This window comes from Leptospira vanthielii serovar Holland str. Waz Holland = ATCC 700522 (assembly GCF_000332455.1).
GTDB lineage: Bacteria > Spirochaetota > Leptospiria > Leptospirales > Leptospiraceae > Leptospira_A > Leptospira_A vanthielii.
Genome location: NZ_AOGY02000065.1, coordinates 171,434 through 189,890, shown reverse-complemented (window position 1 = coordinate 189,890; position 18,457 = coordinate 171,434). Strand labels below are relative to the sequence as shown.

Sequence of the window (18,457 nt, the reverse complement as noted above, 5' to 3'; positions counted from 1 at the left end):
AAACAAGAAGGATTATCTGCTTGTTTTTATTGTTCTCAATTCATTTATAAAATTGGAAATTTAAGATAGATTACGGAACGGGAGCCGGTTCAATTGAAGTCTCTTCTGCTTTTGGTGCCGAACCACCTAACTGATTTAAGTTGGGAAGGTCCACTTTAGGAGACGAAAAAGTACCTCGGATTGGGATACAAGTTTTTCCCCCTTCCTGCGGAAGAAGTGCCAACATACCGACTAAGTCTTGTCGTTCCTGGGCAAATTTTTCTGTCAAAGTGAAACACACTTTTAGATCTAACTGAGAATAAGCTAAAGTATCCGAAAGACGAACCACACCTTGGAATTGAAATTTAGCAAAAGATGACTCTAAACTTCCTCGTTCCAGAAGTAATTTACCGGAACGAATCTTAAAAACAATATTCGCCTTACGAATATCAGTTCCTTTTAAGCTGCCTAAAAATGGGATTTCTGCGGATTCTTTGATTTTTCCACCAGATAAGTCAATTTCTCCTTCCCCATTCCATTTAGTAACTTTATCATCTATCGAAGACAAACGGAGGGGAATATCCAAAGTTTGGATACCTGCAGCCCACTCACCTCCTTCAAAACTAAAATACCCGATGTTTGCATCTCCTTCCAACCTGGACTGGAGAAGACCGAATAAAGAAACTCCCAAACTAATTTCTTCTGCTTTAATTGAAGTGCCAGACGGGAAACTAGCAACAAAACTATCAAAAGACTTTCTCCCAATCATAGGGAAATGGATTTCTTTTGCATCCATAAAGATTCCGGTTTCTTTACCTGTTTTGATCAAAACAGAGCGAACAATTTCGCTCAACGGAAATATAAATAGAGTAAATACGAAAAAGGATAAAATAGTAATGGCCACAAGTGAAAAAATTTGATTGCGATTTAGTTTTGAGTGTTCTTCATCACCATCCTCATCAAACAAATCACCGTCGTCTTCCAGAAGACTTTCTTGAATCTCTTGGTCTTCTTCGTTAAGAAAATCTTCTTCCAATTCAGTTTCTTTTGGCATATTATTTCCCTTTCGATAAACGACTATACGATGAAACTTTCAAGTTCACATCATATATCTCTTTTTCAGCAAACGGCTTTCGAAAACTGAGTAAGTCTACTTTTGCTTGAATTTGTTTGTTCTTTTCTATATCATATACAAGTTTAATAATGTCCTGCAAAAGTACAGAGCGAAACGATACATCGATTGTAATTTTGTTATAATCCTTTTGGATTACATTACTTGTATCTTTCATTGTTTGGACTTTGTCTTTCAAATTGTATCGAACCAAAATCTGATCGAGTTTGGAATACATGACACTCACGTCTTCTTCACTTCCACCTGATTGTAAACCACGCAAATAATTATATTCTCGAATCACTCGATCAAGTTCTGTTGCCTGTGTTCTAGTTTCAAAAATTTCTTCTGTAAGACTATTTCGCAAATCTGAAAATAAAGTGATAATGGTATAAATCCCAAGTAAAGCTACAAAGCTAATTAAACCAGTGACTAAAACACGTTCTCTATCATTGAGCCGATCAAACATTACGGTTCATCCTTCGGAGTCACAACATCCATTTTGATTTTAAAACTGACTTTGAATTTATTCACTCCAGTGATCAGTCTTTTGTTTTGAATTTGTATATTGGTAAATTTTTCGGATTTTTCTAACGCAGATTGGATGGTTCCAATTTCCCCAAATTCATTGACCCTACCGTAAATTTGGATTTCTTTTTCTTCAAAATTAAACTGATCCAAAATAAACGGTAATACCTCTGGGGAAGGAAATTGTTCAGTGGCTTCGTTCAAAACATCCAAAACACTTTCCTGGGAAAGGAACAAACGATAGATTTCAGTTTTCTTTCGTTCTGCTTTTAGTTTGTCAGAGGCGAGTTTCAGCGGATCCTCATCCTCTCCCAGTTCTCCACCAATCCCATTTTTGTATTTTTCAATTAATACTTGTTTGTTGGCTGCAATTTTACGTTTATCTAAAACAATTCCGATAATAAACACGCCAAACAATAATACTAATGAAATACTTACGAGGATTAGGTGTGGTTTGAAAGCAGATAATTTAAACCTATTGGTGTGAATTTTTTTTGCAAATCCCGTTTCCAAAAAATTGACTCGGTTACGGGATTCAAAGTGCGTTCCTGTAGCAACTGCCGTCACAAAACTTGGATCAGTTATGCCTAAAAATTCATAACGGCCAGTTTTAATTCCTAACTTTTCTTCCAAATAGGCAGTAAGACCTGGGTACAAACTGGCCCCTCCGGAGAGAAGGATAAGGTTTGGTCTTTCTGTTTCGGGAAGTGAGAAGATACTATTTTCCACTTCATGGATCAGCTGTTCAATTTTTGCTAATATAAACTTTCGAAGGGATTTCCACTGAGTGGCTGTGATATGAAATCGAGATAGAAAGTTTGTTTCTTCTGATTTTTCGATTGTTTCAAAAAGGAATCCAACAGGAAGTGATTCCTTGAGTAGCCTTGCATCTTCTAATTCGATTTTTAGTAGATTGGCAATTTCCAAACTCACATCTTCACCACCAATATAAATTTGGCGGGTATGACGAAGTTTTCCTTCAAATAGGATATTAAGAATACTATATTTTCCACCAAGATCTAGTTGGAGAATCGTTTGTTCCGCAAGTAACAATGGATAGTTTTTTGTTACCAAAGAAGAAAGGGCAAAGGAATCCAGTGATAAACAAGATAAAGAAAGATCTCCCTTAGCAAACGGTTTTAACGCACGCAGGAGTTCAGAATGGTGGACATTGAAAGAAATGACATCCGAGTTTTCTTTATTCGATCTCCAAGTTTTGCCAATGACCTCCAGTTCCTCCATAGGATAAGGAACTAAGTTTTCAACTTCAAAGGGTAATACTTCTTGGATGGCTTTTTCTGAAACCAAAGGTACAGTTAGGTCACGAACAAAAAGATTGTGGATTCCCAAATTGAGAAGGAAACGATTTTCCTCAGGAAAAAAACTTTGAATGAAACGAATGATATTGTATTCGAAGGGATCCCCTTCGGATTCGTCCAGTTCTACAACAGGAAGGCTCTCCGTTCGAAGGATCACCACTTTCCCGAGTACTTTTTTAAAAAGGACTCCTTTTAGAAACGTCGAACCATAATCGATAGCTAGGTATTGGTCAAATGATAACATAATTAATCTTCAGTATAGTATAACATCTGGTTTTTGGTTAGGTCAAAAAGACCAGAAACCTTTCGAACCACTTTATCCTTTATAATCCCAACCCCTGTGATTTTATAAATTTCGCCTTTGGTTTTAATACGCCCACCAGAGACATCTGTTCCCTCCCCTGCCAGTTCCTTATACAGAGTTAAATCCCCCGTTGTTTTGACTTGGAATTCAGGTTCGGTCTCCAGATCTTTCAATTCTTTAATATAGCCTCCTTTCTGCAACTTGAGTTTCAAAATTTTCATAGCGGCCTGTTTGGTCATAAAGTCGGAAAGGGAAATTAGGACAAAATAGGGTGCGGTGTTGATATTGATCCGGTCATCATAGGAATCACCCGCAGGAAGGTAAGCAGTAATATTATTTGAGAGCACATAGTCTTTATCGGAACGAAGGGCTCTTTCCTCCTCAGTCATAAAGTCCTTGGAATTATTTTTATCATAATCCTTCGGCTTCAAACTTTCATAAACTACGGACCGATCGAATCCCTTGACCCCTAAGAGTTCCGAGAGAGAATACAACGGAGCATTTTTGATTTTTCTCGCTGGAGAAAGCCGGTTGTAGTAGTACTGTTCGGCGCCCCCACCAGTTTCCTGGTGGTTCTCATCAATCCAATCCAAAATCGGAAAAATCATCTCTCGTTTTAATCCAAATTGGTAAAAGAGACGAGTGACCATTTCTATAGTTCGCTGGTTTGGTTGGTCATCGTAAATTTTTACTAAAGAATTGATGTTAATTTTTCCGTCTTCGGGACTCATTGTGTAATAGATAACGCCACCCCCTAACGGAATGGGGGGAGGATCCATTGCGAGGCCCGATTGGTATAAAACTTCTTCCGGAATTTTTTTTAAAGCACCCACTGCCCCCATAAAACCTGCTTTAGCGAGCATATGAGCCTTAAATCCATCGGCTTGGGACCGTGCCACACGGTATTCTGTAGCTGCATCTTCAAAGAATTTGGATGCGGTAAACAAAGAAGCGGTACCAATGGCCATCACAAGAAGATAGACCATAAAACCTTTTTTTGTTTTATTATTTGAAGAGAATGACTGGATGCGCAAGCGATTCATATTTAACAAATGCATTCCCCACTAGTGATATAATTTCAAACCGAATAAGCCTTGGAATTTTTTTCGTTGTTCGGGAATTCCAATCATCTACCCATTTGTCTCCACGTTCAGAAAACTTCATCTGAAAACTTTTGACATTTTCGAGTAATACATGTTCTACGCCACCTTGAGTGGGAAATGTATCAATCATTTCATCTTCTCGGCGGATAAGATATGACAATCCTTCCATTTTTGGATTGGGCATCTTCCGTAAAAAAAAGGAAACTTCCCGAACCGAAGCTTGCCCTTCTTCTTCCGAATTTGGATTGGCCGTCGCAAATACTACCCGATCGTTTCTTGTCCCTGTGACACCGTCTTGTTTACCTACAAATAATATTCTTTTTTGGTTATCTATATAATAAGTACGAGCAAATGTCCCCCTGATATTCTCCATAGCATAAAGAATGTCCTTTCTGTTGGCACCCTTGTTCGAAGCACCTTTTTTCGAGATTTTATTTGCAGTATAAAAAACAGAGAATATCCCAGTGAAAATGACTGCCATAATCATTACAACAATGGAGATCTCCACCAGGGTAAACCCACGTTTATATCGCGAAACCACGAGCATTAGTATTTCGTACTCCTAAATGTTTCTACGCTATACGTTTCCTTTTTGTTCCCATCCATATAAAAAATAGAAACCTTCACTCTAAAAACTTTTAGAACGCCACCTGTCTCAAAACTCTTTTTTTGACCTCTTTTTTTCATAAGGTCACTGAATCCTACATCTTTATCACCTAACATATCCTTTGGTGCTTTTTTACGCAATGCATCGGCATTTGGTCCTCCGGCTAGTTTGAGGAGATCCATTTCTTCTTCTTTAATTTCGGTTTCAAAGGTGTAACCAGGAAAGGCTTCGATCGATCCGCGAGATGTATCTGTTTGCATGGTTGTGGAAGAATCCACTTGAGCCATTTTGATTTTTGCTAAATGTACGGCATTGGCAAGTAAGACTGCTTTTTTCTGATAAGAAATTCCTTCTGCAATAAGAGAGTATGTATAAGTCATCACCATAGCAGCCATAGCCATTGCAATGGTAACCTCAAAGAGTGTAAAACCTGCTTCGTTTCGTTTACTTAGATTGCGTTTTTGCATTGGAATCTACTTGTTCATCTCGTTCGTCAAGTCCGTAAGATATCTTTTGAATGGGGTTCGTTTCTTGTTCCGGAAAGTATTCCGTTTTGTGGATTTTGAATTTACCACCATACCGATAAATTTGAATGGTTCTTTTGATCTCTGTATCGGAACCAACATATAAAAATAAGTCTGTGGTAGTACCTTGTGGGGTAAAAACAATATGAAGTTTTCCTTCCGACCTCGGTTTTCCAGCTACGTCCCTTACTTTAACAATTTTTGAATAAAAAGGAAGGGTAACTTTTTTTAATATAGCTTCTTCTTCTAATCCACCTTCTTCTCTTTTTAAAAGAAAAAACTGGTAATCTCTTTTTTCGAAATCATATTTGAATAGAACAGCTTGATTGGTTAATTGCGCTTTGTTGTATCCGAACTTAAAGGATTCTTGTAACTTAACAGAAATATCTTCTGTGGAAGGAATGATGAGGTTACGGAGAGTTCCACCAACAATCACCATGATAAGACCAAGAATGGAGATTACTACGACGATCTCAATCAAAGTGAGACCATCGCGTAATTTCCGTTTGGTTTTCAGAACCGGTATTTTATCGGAAAGCGGCCGGGTAATCATCCGGTGAAAGGATATTAAAATCTTTACCTTTTCCTTCTCCACCTTCTTTTTTATCATCACCTAACGTCACAATTTGAGGAACAGCTCCTTCAAACTTTAACACATAAGGTGTTTTCCACGGATCTTTTAAAACTGCCTTTTCACGAATGATAGGTTCGTAATCGTCACCGATTTTATCATCATCTGGTTTTTCGATTAAAGCCTGCAAACCTTGTTCTTCCGATGGATATTTATCATAAACTTCTAAATACCTTTCTAGTGCAGTTTTGAGTACGGCACTGTCATTTTTCAGCTTCAATTTTTTTTCGCCTTCACCCCGGTTTCCGATACTGGAGTAAAGAATTGCCATGAGTGATCCTAAAATGAGCATTACCACGGTAATCTCGATTAGTGTGAGTCCCTCACGAATCTTTCTGTGTTTCCCTTTAGTTTTCATAAACTCTACATCCCCTGGATTTCTTGAGTTAGTTTGTACATTGGCGTCATAATCGCCGCCATAATGGTAAAAATAATTCCACCCATTACAATGATCATCATTGGTTCTAATGATTGGGTCAAAGATTTTATTGCCGTGTCGACCTCGGATTCATAGATTTCCGAGAGTTTATTCATCATTTCGGGAACTTTATCGGATGCTTCCCCGGCACTGAGCATCCCGAGAACCATCTGGGGAAGGACTTGTGATCCTTGTAAGGAATCAGAAAGTTTCCCCCCTTCTTTGATTTTGATGATAGCACTTTCAATTTCTTCTTTAAAAACGGTGTGCCCGACAACATCCGATACAATATTCAAAGATACAATCAGTGGAACCCGGTTCATCAGAAGAATGGATAGGTTTCTTGCAAAATTGGAAACTAAAATTTTACGAAGTAAGGTTCCGATCACAGGCAACCTCAAAAGAAATTTATCCCAAGTTTTTTTCCCTTCCCCTGAACTTTTCCATTTCATAAATCCAAGAAGCCCACCTGCAATCGCACCTAATATAAAAAACCAATAGTTTGTAAGAATATAGGATAAAAAGATAACACCTCTCGTAAGAAGGGGAAGTTTTGCATCAAAGGAAGCAAACAACTGTTCAATTTGTGGAATGACCACAACTAGTAAAAAAATCGAAACACCTAGAGATAACAAACCCATAATCATGGGATAAATCATGGCCACTTGGACTTTTGATTTTAATTCCGAAGATTTTTCTTCTAGTTCAGCTAATCTGTGCAAGGTGTCTTCGTAGTTTCCTGTAGATTCACCGACAGAAATTAAACTGGGGTACTGGTCAGGAAACACAGTTTTGTGTTTTTTCATGGACTCAGAAAGACTCATCCCTTCCGTGATGTCGGCTCGCATCTCAATTAGAACTTTTTTGAAATAAATATTTTCCACTTGGTCAATGATGGAAAGTAAACATTTGTCCAACGGAATCCCGGCACCAATCAGCGTTCCCAATTGTTTGCAAAAAAGCCCCACATCTTTTCTTGGGATTCGGTATAATAACTTGGACAAAAAAGGAAAAAGTTCCCTTTCTTCTTTTTCACGGTCTTCTTGTATGGAACGAACGTAAAGACCTTTCGCCTTAAGCTTGTTACGTGCCGCTTGAAGATTCACCGCATCGATGATGTTTTTTTCTTCTTTGCCTTTTCTATTAAATGCAACGTAAGTAAAAAGTGGCATAAAACTATGATACCCGGAGTACTTCTTCCGGCGTAGTCACACCTTCAATTACCTTGAATTTACCATATACTGGTAGTGTTGCTAGTCCATTTTTAATCGCAAGTTCTTTGATTCGATTGGAATCAGCACCTTGCAAAATAGCTCGTTTGATTTCATCATTCATTATGAGTAGTTCATACAAACCTGTTCGCCCTTTGTATCCAGAGTTTAGACAGGAGGCACAACCTTTCCCGCGGTATAAGACTCCATTTTTTAATTCTTTTCTCTGGATTCCAAGACCTGCTAAATCTTTGTCGGTTGGTTTATAACTTGTTTTACAATCTTTACAAATCACACGTACGAGCCTTTGCGCCATAAATCCAAGAACGGAACTTGTAATTAAATAGGGCTCAATTCCCATATCCACAAGCCTTGTCACAGCTGCGGAAGCATCGTTTGTATGGAGGGTAGAAAAAACTAAGTGACCGGTAAGGGAAGCTTGAATCGCAATCCTTGCCGTTTCCTCATCGCGGATCTCCCCTACCATTACCACATCCGGATCTTGGCGAAGAATAGAACGAAGGCCCGCAGCAAAGGTAAGGCCAATTTTTTCGTTCATTTGCATTTGGGAAATCCCATCCATCTGGTATTCCACCGGATCTTCGCAAGTAATGATATTTCGTTCCTCTGTATTGATTTCCGATAACGCAGAATAGAGAGTTGTTGATTTACCGGATCCTGTTGGCCCCGTTACTAGTATGATTCCATAAGGTTTATAAATGAGTTCTTTAAAATCTTTTAGGATTTCTTTATTAAAACCCATGGTTTCTATCGAATACTTTTGATCTGTTTTATTGAGAATCCGCATTACAATACGTTCCCCGAATTGACATGGAATGATAGAAACCCGGACGTCCACATCCTTCCCAGCTAACCGTAGTTTAATCCGACCATCTTGCGGTAAACGGTTTTCCGCAATGTTCAAATTCGACATGATTTTGATACGAGTAGAGATCCCCGCCAAATAGGACTTAGGCGGATTTAAAACTTTCTGTAAAACCCCATCAACACGATATCGAACCACCAGCGATTTTTCAAAAGGTTCTACGTGGATATCCGAGGCTCTTTCGGAAACGGCTTGTGATAAAATCACGTTCACCATTTTAATGATAGGAGCTTCGTTCGAAAGATCAAGTGCATCGGATTCGAATGCATCCGATAGATCTCCAAAACTCCCATCCATCTCGTCCATCATCTCTTTGGCTTCGGCAGTGGTTTTGTCGAACTGAGAGTGAACGATCCTCATAATTTCGTTTTCCGTTGCGAGAACGAATTGGATTTCGTAACCTTTTAAGAAGGAACGCATATCGTCCATGGGGTGGAGGTCTGTGGGGTCAGAGGTAGCAACGATTACTTTTTTACCTTTGACAGAAACCGGTACAATTTTGGAGCGTTGGACGAGTTTTAAGGGGATTTTTCCAAATACTTCTTCGTTTGCAACAAACTCAAGTTTGTCGACAAAATCCATTCTATGTAATTTGGATAAGGCTTTTAAGATGTCAGTTTCAGAAGCGAGACCTTTTTTCTGAATGATATGAGTAATAGGAAGATTGGTTTTTTCCTGTTGTTTGGAAATGTCTTCGAGATCCTTTATGGTAAGGATCCCATCTTCTAATAGAATTTGACCTAAACTCTTTCTCATCGTAATTTCTTTTCTCGTTCGTCGACCATCCTTTCTTGTTCATTTTTCTTTTGGATGGTGATACGATCCGATTTGTCTCGGTCGTCCAGAATGTGTGGTGTTAAAAACACCATCAAATTGGTTTTACGATTTTGATTGGTGGTTCTGCGGAATAGTGTTCCAAGTAAGGGAATCTCACCGAGAATTGGGATCTTTTGCACTTTCTTTTGTTTGTCATTGGAGAGGAGTCCCCCAATCACAATCGTTTGGATATTGTCCACAACAATGGTTGTTTTGATATCACGTTTGTTAAACGTTGGGTTTCCCCCCGTAGCTTCGGAAGAAATTCCCGCTACGTTTTTTATCTCTTGGTAAAGATCAAGAGTGATGCGATTATTTTTATTGATATGGGGAGTGAATTTGAGTTTAATCCCTGTTGGCCGGTATTCAAAGTTTGCCACTGTTACCGCATTATCTCCCCCAAGACCAGCATTCCTGTTCTGAGTTCGCACCGGAACATCTTGCCCCACATTGATTTCCGCTTCTTGGTTGTCTAAGGTCAGAATTTGTGGCGCTGACAATACATTAAAATTTTCGTTGGTCGAGTTGGCATTCAAAATACCAATGATTTGTTGACCCCCGCGACGAATGAAACCAAGAGAGAAACCAGAAAGAGTGTTTACGTTGGTAGGTCGACCATTTTTATCGATTACTCCCCCTTGCGCCGCAAGACCCGTGTTAAACTGTCCATAAGCCAACTCTTGGTAACGCCAATCGATACCAAAATCGTTTAGGTCAGTGGAACTAAGCTCGACAATGAGTACTTCGAGTAACACCTGTTTTCTGGGAGTATCTAAAATTTTAATAATCTTTTTGATTTCTTCCCATTCTTGAGGAGAAGCCGTTACAATCAAAGAATTCGATTCTTTGTGAGCCACTGCCTTAATTTTATCTTGTTTACCAGGAACTTTTGCTGGTTGGGCCACTGGTTGTGGTGGTGGTGCCGGTTTGCCATCAGCACCCGGTTCTCCCGGAGGACCCTGTGTCGGAGCCGTAGGAGCATCAGGCATGTCCAATTTCACCAAAATGGCAGCCAACTTCTCTGCTTCATTGTATTCTAAAGTATAAATATGGATATCACCCGCAGAAGAAATGGATCCAGGCCCATCGGCACGAACATCCAAATTATCAACTAACTTGAGTAATTTGTTGATGTCCGATGTGGAACCAGAAAAAATCAGTGTGTTTTGATTTTTTGGAATGATGATATCGGTATCTGGGGATGTTACCCGTTTTAGGATTGGTTCAAGTTCCGCAGCATTTGAAAATTCTAAGGGAACAATTTGTGTAATAGTTTTGTTGAGTGATACATCCGCTTCGGAAACAGGATCTTTCCCTATGCGAACTATGGGTGACTTGGCTAGAGCGTCTTTGATTTTGACAACTTTGATGAGATCGTTTTCTTCGATAAGACCAAACCCTTGCGTTTCTAAAACAGATTTCATAAATCCGTAAGCGTCTTCAATTTTCACTCGTTTTTGCGAGATGATGGTAATCTTTTTCCCTTTCACAGCATCATCAATGAGAATGTTTCGTTTGATGATGGCACTCATTCCCATAAGGAAATCTTTGAGTTCTGTATCTCTCCAATCCGCCGTAAAACTAGCAGGTTCTGGGGAAGATTTGGCCTTTGGTTTCCCTTTCTCTTGTGAAAAACTAGGAGTGACAAAGACATATAGGCAAATACTCAGTACTACTAAAGGAAGACGATTTCTCATTTTAATTCCGAATGATAAATTCATATGTGATTATTTTGCCTTGTCTCTCTAAATCCACTGTAATTTTCGGAGCCTGTTTGATCGAACCCCAAATTTCCAACATTTTCTCAGTTTCGTTGAGTGGCATTCCATTAACTCTTTTGATAATATCCCCACCGCGAGCACCGAGGGAATAAAATACATGGTCTTTTGCCACTTGATAGATCTTGTAACCCTCGATCTTTCCGTCTACCAAATGTGGGCCAAACCTTGCATTTTTATAGATAGTATTCGGATCTTTCAGTTTGCGATTCACATCCTCACGGGAAAGAACTTTTTGGACCGTTTGACTAGAAGGTCCTAAATTAGAAACAGCTGCTGCGTCTTTCGGACGAATTCGTTCTTTCGCTTGGGCTGGTGTTTCACCAATGTTCACTCGAAGGCTAAGGCCCCCTTTTTTTAATACCACAAAGTGTTGTTCGATAGTTTGCACTTTATATCCGCCAACCATCTCACCTGTGCCATATTCTTCGGAATCGTTGTTCTGTTTTTCCCTGATGGTCACTCGAGCAAAGGACCAATGTCCAGAGAGAGTTCCCGTAATCAACATTTGGTCATCGTCCCCATTGTCCTGGGCAATTTCAGGATCGAGAGGTGACCCATCTGCCCCTCGTTTGGTGGCGTCATTAGGATCAAAAACTTGCCCACGAATCAAATTACCTGTGACGATATCTTCATAAGTACTCACAGCCAAAATGACTTCTTGACGCATTTGTTTGGGCCGTGTACCTGCCACACCAATCCCTGTTTCTGTGGAAAACAAAAGCAGTAATACTAACTTTAGTAAATAGGCGAGAGAAAAGGAAAAAAGTAAAACCGCCGGAATCAATGTCAAAAACTGACTCGATTGGATTCTTTGAAGGATTAAATTCATGCTCCCCACAAATTGGAGGTTTGCTCCAATTACATTCCGGCTACTTCAGATTTAGGGAGTCTAGTGACTTGTTTTTCTGTCATACTTAGAGCTGATTCGGGATTCATGATCCTCCCGTTTCGAAACACTTCAAAATGCAGATGTGCCCCTGTTGCTGTTCCTGTCCTTCCGACAAGAGCAACCACACGACCCATCTTCACCGTTTCCCCAACCTCAACTAAAATCTGGGAACAGTGGGCGTAAACTGTTTTATAACCGTTTTTGTGTTGGATGGTGACCGAATTTCCATACCCGCCGTTACGACCGGTAAATACGACTTCCCCATCCGCAGCAGAGAGAACCGGAGCCCCCACTTTAGCAGCCAGATCAAGGCCAGTGTGATACACACGATTGTATTTATTAAAAGGATCTACCCTTCTTCCATACCGAGAAGTCACTCGGCTTTGCGGAACCGGCATAATGAAAATCTTTTTGAGAACCACTCGGGAAGAAGAAGCATTTTTCACCTGAACGGGAACTTCCAATACCTGGCCAATCTTGAGTTGGTCACTTGTTAGCCCATTGTGTTTTCTTAGTTTTGCCAATTCGATAGAAAAGGACCGAGCAATCTTCGATAGATTGTCTTTCTTTTGTACTGCATATTTTTTTAAGATGATTCCAGACTCATGTACGACTGTATTACTGACAACAGGTGATACATCAATGTATTTGGGCAAATCAAGAGAGGCAAGTTCCACCTCTTCCTCTTCCCCAGAAGGATTTACACCAACAGAAAACAGTTTATGGATTTCAGATTCTTGTGATTGCGAGCCAAAGAGGCGAAACATCCCTGAATCATTTCCGGGGATGGACTCATTGATTTCAGAATGAATTTTTTGAAATGGATTGGCAACAATCTGAGTTCCAAAAAGAACCGAAAGGGAAATAATGGCCAACCGAAAGATCTTCACAGGTAGAATATCGGGACTTGGGGGGAAGAATCTTGAACAAGAAACAAAGAAAGAACTGAAACGAACAAACTGCGACAATACGGCATCCCTAAACCTTTATTTCTTCTTTTTGACATTGGTTTCGACTAGAGTGAATTTTTTGCCAACCCACTCTTCGACATCTTCCAAGTCATACTGCTTTTTCTTCACGTCATCATTGATGATGTAGGCTGCCAATTTCCCCACAGAAGACTCTCTAGACTCTGCTATGGGATAAACCTTCAATTTCAAAAGAGAAGGAGTGGATTCGATATAGATCTTAACCAAGGTTCCTTTCTTCCAAACTTCCGTTTGAGAGAATTTAATCTCCTCTTGTAAGGCATATGTCTTTCCATCATAGTATTCATTAATTTCCCTTAATCTTTCTTTTTTGATCAACCGTTGGGAACAATGACTGAACGCAAGGAGAAGGACGAGGGGAATTACACGAATGATACTACAATTCAAAGCAAACTCTGAGGAAAAGTCACCATGATGCCTCAATTATGCAAAGTCTTTTTTATTTTTTGGCCCAAAAGAACGGATTCGTAACCAAATTTAGCTGTGATCCCCAAACGCGCTGAAGTTGGAAGTCTGTTATACGAATGGAATGGATCTAAAGAAATCCAGGTCGAAGTGGGAATCCGAAGAGGACTTCCAGGGTTCCAAATTTTAGGTTGTGCCTCTATCTCCACCAAAGAGTCCAGAGATCGCATCCGTTTGGCTCTGGAAGCTTCCGGTTATCTATTCCCACTAGAAACCATCGTCATCAACTTAAAACCGGCGCATATCCCCAAACGGATGGTTTGTTTGGATCTGGCCATTGCGGTAGGAATCTTAGTGGCAACGGATCAAGTCCAAATTCCCAAGGGCAAGTTCTTCTTTTTGGGTGGTCTTGGTTTGGATGGATCGGTTCTCGGAGGCCAGGAACTTTTACCCTATCTCTGGCAAAACCGAGACAGTGCAGATGTTTCCTTCTGCCTTCCTGCCTCCTTACAAGAAGACATCTTACCTGAGGGTCGATATTACTTTTTGGACCATCTGGAAGGACTCCAAAACCTCGGCGAGTCCTCACCTGACAACCGCGAGGTTCCCACCCCTCCTTCCGATCCTCAAACTTGGGATAACGTATTTTTGGATCCCTACCAGATGAAGACCTTCCAGGGACTTTTGTATGCGCTTCTCGGTAAACACCACAGTTTGTTATTGGGAAGTCCAGGTTCTGGTAAAACGATGCTCCACAGAATGTTGGAACCCTTACTCCCACCCAAAGAAACAAGAGACCAAAACGACCAAGGAATCTGGACCTCTGGTGGGGACTTTGAAATTCCCACCCGGAAACGTCCTTTCCGAAGTCCACACCACTCCGCCACCGAGGTGGGACTTGTGGGTGGAGGTCTTCCCTTCCAACCTGGTGAAATTTCCAAAGCATATGGAGGAATTCTTTATTTGGATGAAGCTTTGGAATTTAAAGATCGCATTCTGGAAAGTTTAAGAATGCCTATGGAAGATTCGTATTTAGAAATTGTTCGGATGAATGAAAAGACAAAACTAAAAACCGATTTCACCTTGATGTTGTCGGCAAACCCCTGCCCTTGCGGAAACTACCATAGCAATCATATCTGCCATTGTTCCTTACAAAAGATTCGTCTGTATTTGCAAAAAATCAGCGGTGCATTTTTAGATAGGATCACCATCTTTCAAACGTTATTCGAAACAACGAATGAAAGGTGTATTAAACTAGAAGAAATCAAAATCAAAGAAATTCTATCCGAACGATTTGCTTTTCGAAATACGAGATTCGTTCCAGAAGGGGAAGAACAGAGAATTCAAAAAATTTTAGATACAGAACCCCAAACCAAACAACTATCCTTAAGAAAGAAAAAACAAATTGCCTCTCTTACAAGAACCATTGCCGATTGGGACCTCTCCTCCCGAACAAAGGAAGTACACATCTGGGAGGCGGTGGAGTATTGTATCGGTTACCAATGGATTTATAGCCTAGGGTAATTACTTCGAAATAAAATGTGAAATTTCCATCGCAATTTTATTGATCGCATAATCCATATAAGCTGGATCATCTATCTTTTTTTTGTAGTTCTCAAATTTTTTCTGAATGGTAGAAGCCATTCCCCTTTTCCGGAGTAATACCGGATCTGGACCAAATTCGTCGGTTTCTGCCAAATTCCCAAAAATACTAAATTGTCTCATGCGGTTACTTCCTTGTAACAATCAAACTCTCATCCTTGAGAGCGTTTTCCCTTTAGGGATACATGACCAATCGGCCCGGTACAAAAATCCCTTGATGAAGTATTTAGAAGATTGACGAATAAAAACGAACTTCCTTTTTTTCAGTGATATGGATCAAATTAAACGAAGGTGTTAGGTGATAAAACGCAGGGATTTCCTTTAGTAAATAGTAATATACCTTCCTCATTCGGCCACGTTTTGTCTCATGAAAGCACTCGATGGGATGAAATCCGTTACCATCGTTCCAGGCCTTCACCTCTGAACAGAAGAGAACCCCGTCCTTAAAACTGATTATGTCCAGTTCCCCAAAGGCCTTTCTGTAATTCCGAAAAAGTATTGTGTGTCCGATGGAATTTAAATAACCTGCGGCCAACTCTTCCCCGATACGACCTCGTTCTGTTTTTTCTCTCATCGGACAGGTCCAGATTTATCAAAAAGAGTTTAATAGATCTGAGAAAAGGGAATGGCTTGTTGGATATAGAGATTGAGATCTTTCATAAGATCTACAAACTCTAAATGTTTTAAGCGATTGCCATCTGCATCTTTTGTCACTCGAATGACGGGACGTAGAGGTTTATCTTTATTGGATTCAATGACCATACCCATTCTTAGGTCAGAAAGTACCACTCCGGATCCCACAGGGAACATAGAAAGTTTATTTAAAAAAAGTCTTACCATTTTTAAATCAAAACGATTCACGTTTTCGCTAATCATAATTTTCATGGCTTCGTAAGGAAGGATGGCTTGCCTATACGGCCTTGGATGGATCATAGCAGCAAATTGGTCTGCGATCATAAACACTTTGGTAAGTTCTTCAATTTGGTTGGCAAGGATCCTTTGCGGATACCCAGAACCATCCACCGCTTCATGGTGTTGCAAAGCAACAATCGCCAGAGAGTTTTTTAACTTCAAACGTTGAGTGAGAATTTGGTACCCAGTCACAGGGTGGCGTTTGATGGTTTTTAAGTCCAGTTCTGATAGGGCTCCTTTTTTTTCCGAAACTTCCTCGGGAACCGTTACCATTCCAATATCGGCAAATAGAGAGGCAAGAGCCAAATCAATCAGTTTGGGTCTGGAAAATTCTAAAAAGTTTCCGAGCATCACCGAAAAAAATGTCGCATAACAGATATGAGTGTATAGATAATAACCAGAATGGGAATGAGATAAGAGTAAAATGGGGATTTGCGCATTGGCCTTCGTATGGTCAGCAATTCGCTCTGCAATCTCTCGAAATTCACGGATCTCCGTATAACGACCTTCGGACGCAGACCTATAAGTTTTTTGAACCAAATCAAAACAGTCTTTAAAAACTGCGTTAAACTCGACCTTAGTCGTATTCGTTTTTTCTAATAGATACTTAAATCGAGTAGAGTTTTCATCATCCTGGTAAAAAGGAAGGTTTGTATCGAAGTATCCTGGTGCGGTACCAGCTACAGTTTTGTCCTGTCCATCCGCTAAAACTTTTTCTCCATCAGTAAGAACAAAGGTAATCCCAAATTGAACCAATCGGTCTAAATCTTGTTGAGTGATGGGCTGGTCAGCTCCGACAAAAACAGTGTCTTTGTCGAGATAAATTGACTTAGTAAACTTCGAACCTGGTTCTAAGTCACGTATGGAGATTTTCCGCATAATTGCGTAAATCCTAGTAAGAAGCGTAGAAACTTCAATTGTTTTTCTTTTGTCTCTCTAAAACAAGGATTCGAAACACTGCTGCCACGACTTCATACAATTCTCTAGGAATTTCTTTCCCATTAGGGAGATGATCTAAGGTTTGCACCATCACTTCATCACGAATGACAAGGACTCCCGACTCTCTTGCCACACGGATCAAGTTTTCCGCCAATCGGCCTTCTGCTTTTGCTACCAGTTTCGGAGCAGAATGAATGGCCGGATCATAAGCCAGAGCTGCCATTTTTTGTTTCATCTATAATCTCCGTTAAAGGATTCTTCCGACCAAGTTTCAATTTGAACCGATTGGATTTGAGGGAAGTCCCGAATGAGGTTAGTCAGTTGTTTAGAGAATTCTTCTCCCTGTATCGACTGTTCCGTGGTGATTTCGACAAGTATGGGTTTCTCTTTTTCTGGATCATAGTGGAATTGGATTCCCATCGCCCCCGTTTCCTTAGACTCCCAAAACACATAGAGAACCAAACCTTTGTTCTTCGGTTCTACGACCATTTGTAATGACTCTTTTTTATCTGGATGGATGTAGGATAGAAGATCCGAAAAACCAGTCTCGCCGAGTAAATAATTCCAGAGGAGTTTTAAATCCGCAATTTCAGTTGCACTTGAATCCGATTGTTTTGCCATCCACTGGACCCAACGGGACGGGTCCTTGACTTTCGTAGGACTTACTTGAGCCTCCTTCAAATCGTTTTGGCTTATGCGAAACAAACGGGAATCGCTGTTCCACTTTTCTGTTTTTTCTACCCCTGGATATGGGAGCTTACGTGTCCGAGAAGTCTCCGCTAGGTGGTGGTTGGGGTTTCCATTGTTTACAAACCGAGCCGATTTTCCCCAAGGGAATGTAGGCGGAAGGGAAAGTGGAACGAGTTTAGAAAAGAGTGGGTTCACTCTCCCCTGATCGGAGAAATTTACAAAAACTCAACCTGTGGATAGGAGAAATTCCCAGTTTTACGAGAGCATCTCTGTGCTCTTCTGTTCCGTATCCCTTATGTTTGGCAAACCCGTAACCTGGATATTTTGTATCCATTCGTTCCATATATTCGTCTCGGTAGGTTTTCGCAAGGATGGAGGCAGCAGAAATGGAGGGAATCAAATCATCTCCTTTGGGAAGAGAAAGATACCCTTCGATGGGTTTTGTAATTTTTAGTTTATAATTTCCATCGGCCAATAGAAAGATTTTTTTTTGCGTAGGATTGGAACCACTCGGCAAAGAACGGTTCATCCCATAAAAAATTGCTTGGTTGATATTAAAACGATCAATGAACGAGGCACTGACAAAGGTTACACGAGCGTAGGAAATATATTTTAAGATTTCCTTTCGGAGCTCAATTCGTTTGGGTTCTGGAATTTTTTTGGAATCACGAAGACCTTTTAAAATTTCCCCATTTCGAATTTTCTCTAAGGTAGTTAGAGAAAAAGAGACACAACCAATGGAGACGGGGCCAGCAAGCGTACCACGACCTGCTTCATCGAGTGAATAACAGGTCAGGTTAGGAATTTGAAATT

General features: G+C 40.2%; 21 protein-coding genes. 1 reads left to right on the top strand and 20 read right to left on the bottom strand.

The window, feature by feature from the left end:
• Positions 1–70: 70 nt before the first annotated feature.
• From gspN to LEP1GSC199_RS15795, 14 genes are read right to left on the bottom strand one after another with little or no spacing between them, the layout of a single operon-like run.
• The gene (gene gspN, locus LEP1GSC199_RS15860; protein ID WP_002987212.1) at positions 71–1,033 is read right to left on the bottom strand and encodes a type II secretion system protein GspN; all 963 of its coding nucleotides are present in this window, start codon (positions 1,031–1,033) and stop codon (positions 71–73) included.
• Position 1,034: 1 nt separating this feature from the next.
• Positions 1,035–1,559: a hypothetical protein gene (locus tag LEP1GSC199_RS15855; protein ID WP_002987159.1), complete on the bottom strand. Its 525-nt coding sequence runs from the start codon at positions 1,557–1,559 to the stop codon at positions 1,035–1,037.
• The gene (gene pilM / locus LEP1GSC199_RS15850; protein WP_002987326.1) at positions 1,559–3,181 is read right to left on the bottom strand and encodes a cell division protein FtsA; all 1,623 of its coding nucleotides are present in this window, start codon (positions 3,179–3,181) and stop codon (positions 1,559–1,561) included. Before pilM ends, LEP1GSC199_RS15855 begins: the two co-directional genes overlap by 1 nt.
• A 2-nt stretch (positions 3,182–3,183) precedes the next feature.
• Positions 3,184–4,284, bottom strand: a complete 1,101-nt coding sequence (locus LEP1GSC199_RS15845; RefSeq protein ID WP_232420808.1) for a type II secretion system minor pseudopilin — start codon at positions 4,282–4,284, stop codon at positions 3,184–3,186.
• Entirely contained in the window at positions 4,247–4,891 is a 645-nt protein-coding gene (locus LEP1GSC199_RS15840) for a type II secretion system protein GspJ (protein ID WP_002987219.1), read from the bottom strand. Before LEP1GSC199_RS15840 ends, LEP1GSC199_RS15845 begins: the two co-directional genes overlap by 38 nt.
• On the bottom strand, positions 4,891–5,418 hold the full coding sequence (locus tag LEP1GSC199_RS15835; protein ID WP_002987065.1) for a prepilin-type N-terminal cleavage/methylation domain-containing protein: 528 nt from the start codon (positions 5,416–5,418) through the stop codon (positions 4,891–4,893). Before LEP1GSC199_RS15835 ends, LEP1GSC199_RS15840 begins: the two co-directional genes overlap by 1 nt.
• Positions 5,396–6,028 carry a type II secretion system protein gene (locus LEP1GSC199_RS15830; RefSeq protein WP_198288792.1) on the bottom strand — a complete coding sequence of 211 codons (633 nt, stop codon included), beginning with the start codon at positions 6,026–6,028 and terminating at the stop codon, positions 5,396–5,398. The genes LEP1GSC199_RS15835 and LEP1GSC199_RS15830 overlap by 23 nt, the downstream gene beginning before the upstream one ends.
• On the bottom strand, positions 6,003–6,464 hold the full coding sequence (locus LEP1GSC199_RS15825) for a type II secretion system protein GspG (RefSeq protein ID WP_002974101.1): 462 nt from the start codon (positions 6,462–6,464) through the stop codon (positions 6,003–6,005). The genes LEP1GSC199_RS15830 and LEP1GSC199_RS15825 overlap by 26 nt, the downstream gene beginning before the upstream one ends.
• A gap of 5 nt (positions 6,465–6,469) precedes the next feature.
• Positions 6,470–7,696 (bottom strand): type II secretion system F family protein, encoded by a 1,227-nt coding sequence (locus LEP1GSC199_RS15820; protein ID WP_002987194.1) that lies wholly within the window; start codon positions 7,694–7,696, stop codon positions 6,470–6,472.
• A 4-nt stretch (positions 7,697–7,700) separates the two neighbouring features.
• Complete coding sequence (gene gspE, locus LEP1GSC199_RS15815; RefSeq protein ID WP_002987477.1) at positions 7,701–9,377, bottom strand: type II secretion system ATPase GspE; 1,677 nt, start codon at positions 9,375–9,377, stop codon at positions 7,701–7,703.
• On the bottom strand, positions 9,374–11,134 hold the full coding sequence (gene gspD, locus LEP1GSC199_RS15810) for a type II secretion system secretin GspD (RefSeq protein ID WP_002987257.1): 1,761 nt from the start codon (positions 11,132–11,134) through the stop codon (positions 9,374–9,376). Before gspD ends, gspE begins: the two co-directional genes overlap by 4 nt.
• Before the next feature lies 1 nt (position 11,135).
• A complete protein-coding gene (locus tag LEP1GSC199_RS15805; RefSeq protein WP_002987030.1) occupies positions 11,136–12,047 on the bottom strand; it encodes a hypothetical protein in 912 nt (303 codons plus the stop codon).
• 29 nt (positions 12,048–12,076) lie between these two features.
• Positions 12,077–13,075 (bottom strand): peptidoglycan DD-metalloendopeptidase family protein, encoded by a 999-nt coding sequence (locus LEP1GSC199_RS15800; protein WP_002987177.1) that lies wholly within the window; start codon positions 13,073–13,075, stop codon positions 12,077–12,079.
• An 18-nt stretch (positions 13,076–13,093) separates the two neighbouring features.
• Positions 13,094–13,459: a type II secretion system-associated lipoprotein gene (locus tag LEP1GSC199_RS15795; protein WP_083901966.1), complete on the bottom strand. Its 366-nt coding sequence runs from the start codon at positions 13,457–13,459 to the stop codon at positions 13,094–13,096.
• Between the two features lie 120 nt (positions 13,460–13,579).
• Between LEP1GSC199_RS15795 and LEP1GSC199_RS15790 the strand changes: the two genes are divergently transcribed.
• Entirely contained in the window at positions 13,580–15,025 is a 1,446-nt protein-coding gene (locus LEP1GSC199_RS15790; RefSeq protein ID WP_002987244.1) for an ATP-binding protein, read from the top strand.
• On the opposite strand, the gene LEP1GSC199_RS15785 is transcribed toward LEP1GSC199_RS15790, so the two are convergent.
• The 6 genes from LEP1GSC199_RS15785 to LEP1GSC199_RS15760 all read right to left on the bottom strand — a co-directional run bounded on the left by LEP1GSC199_RS15785 (position 15,026) and on the right by LEP1GSC199_RS15760 (position 18,440).
• Positions 15,026–15,226 carry a hypothetical protein gene (locus LEP1GSC199_RS15785; protein ID WP_002987385.1) on the bottom strand — a complete coding sequence of 67 codons (201 nt, stop codon included), beginning with the start codon at positions 15,224–15,226 and terminating at the stop codon, positions 15,026–15,028.
• A 103-nt stretch (positions 15,227–15,329) separates the two neighbouring features.
• Complete coding sequence (locus LEP1GSC199_RS15780) at positions 15,330–15,677, bottom strand: YraN family protein (protein WP_002986970.1); 348 nt, start codon at positions 15,675–15,677, stop codon at positions 15,330–15,332.
• Positions 15,678–15,706: 29 nt separating this feature from the next.
• On the bottom strand, positions 15,707–16,894 hold the full coding sequence (locus tag LEP1GSC199_RS15775; protein WP_002987092.1) for an HD domain-containing phosphohydrolase: 1,188 nt from the start codon (positions 16,892–16,894) through the stop codon (positions 15,707–15,709).
• A gap of 34 nt (positions 16,895–16,928) precedes the next feature.
• Positions 16,929–17,189, bottom strand: a complete 261-nt coding sequence (locus tag LEP1GSC199_RS15770) for an EscU/YscU/HrcU family type III secretion system export apparatus switch protein (protein WP_002987261.1) — start codon at positions 17,187–17,189, stop codon at positions 16,929–16,931.
• On the bottom strand, positions 17,186–17,839 hold the full coding sequence (locus tag LEP1GSC199_RS15765; protein WP_002987023.1) for a hypothetical protein: 654 nt from the start codon (positions 17,837–17,839) through the stop codon (positions 17,186–17,188). The genes LEP1GSC199_RS15770 and LEP1GSC199_RS15765 overlap by 4 nt, the downstream gene beginning before the upstream one ends.
• Positions 17,820–18,440 (bottom strand): ribonuclease HII, encoded by a 621-nt coding sequence (locus LEP1GSC199_RS15760; RefSeq protein WP_083901963.1) that lies wholly within the window; start codon positions 18,438–18,440, stop codon positions 17,820–17,822. Before LEP1GSC199_RS15760 ends, LEP1GSC199_RS15765 begins: the two co-directional genes overlap by 20 nt.
• Between the last annotated feature and the right edge of the window lie 17 nt (positions 18,441–18,457).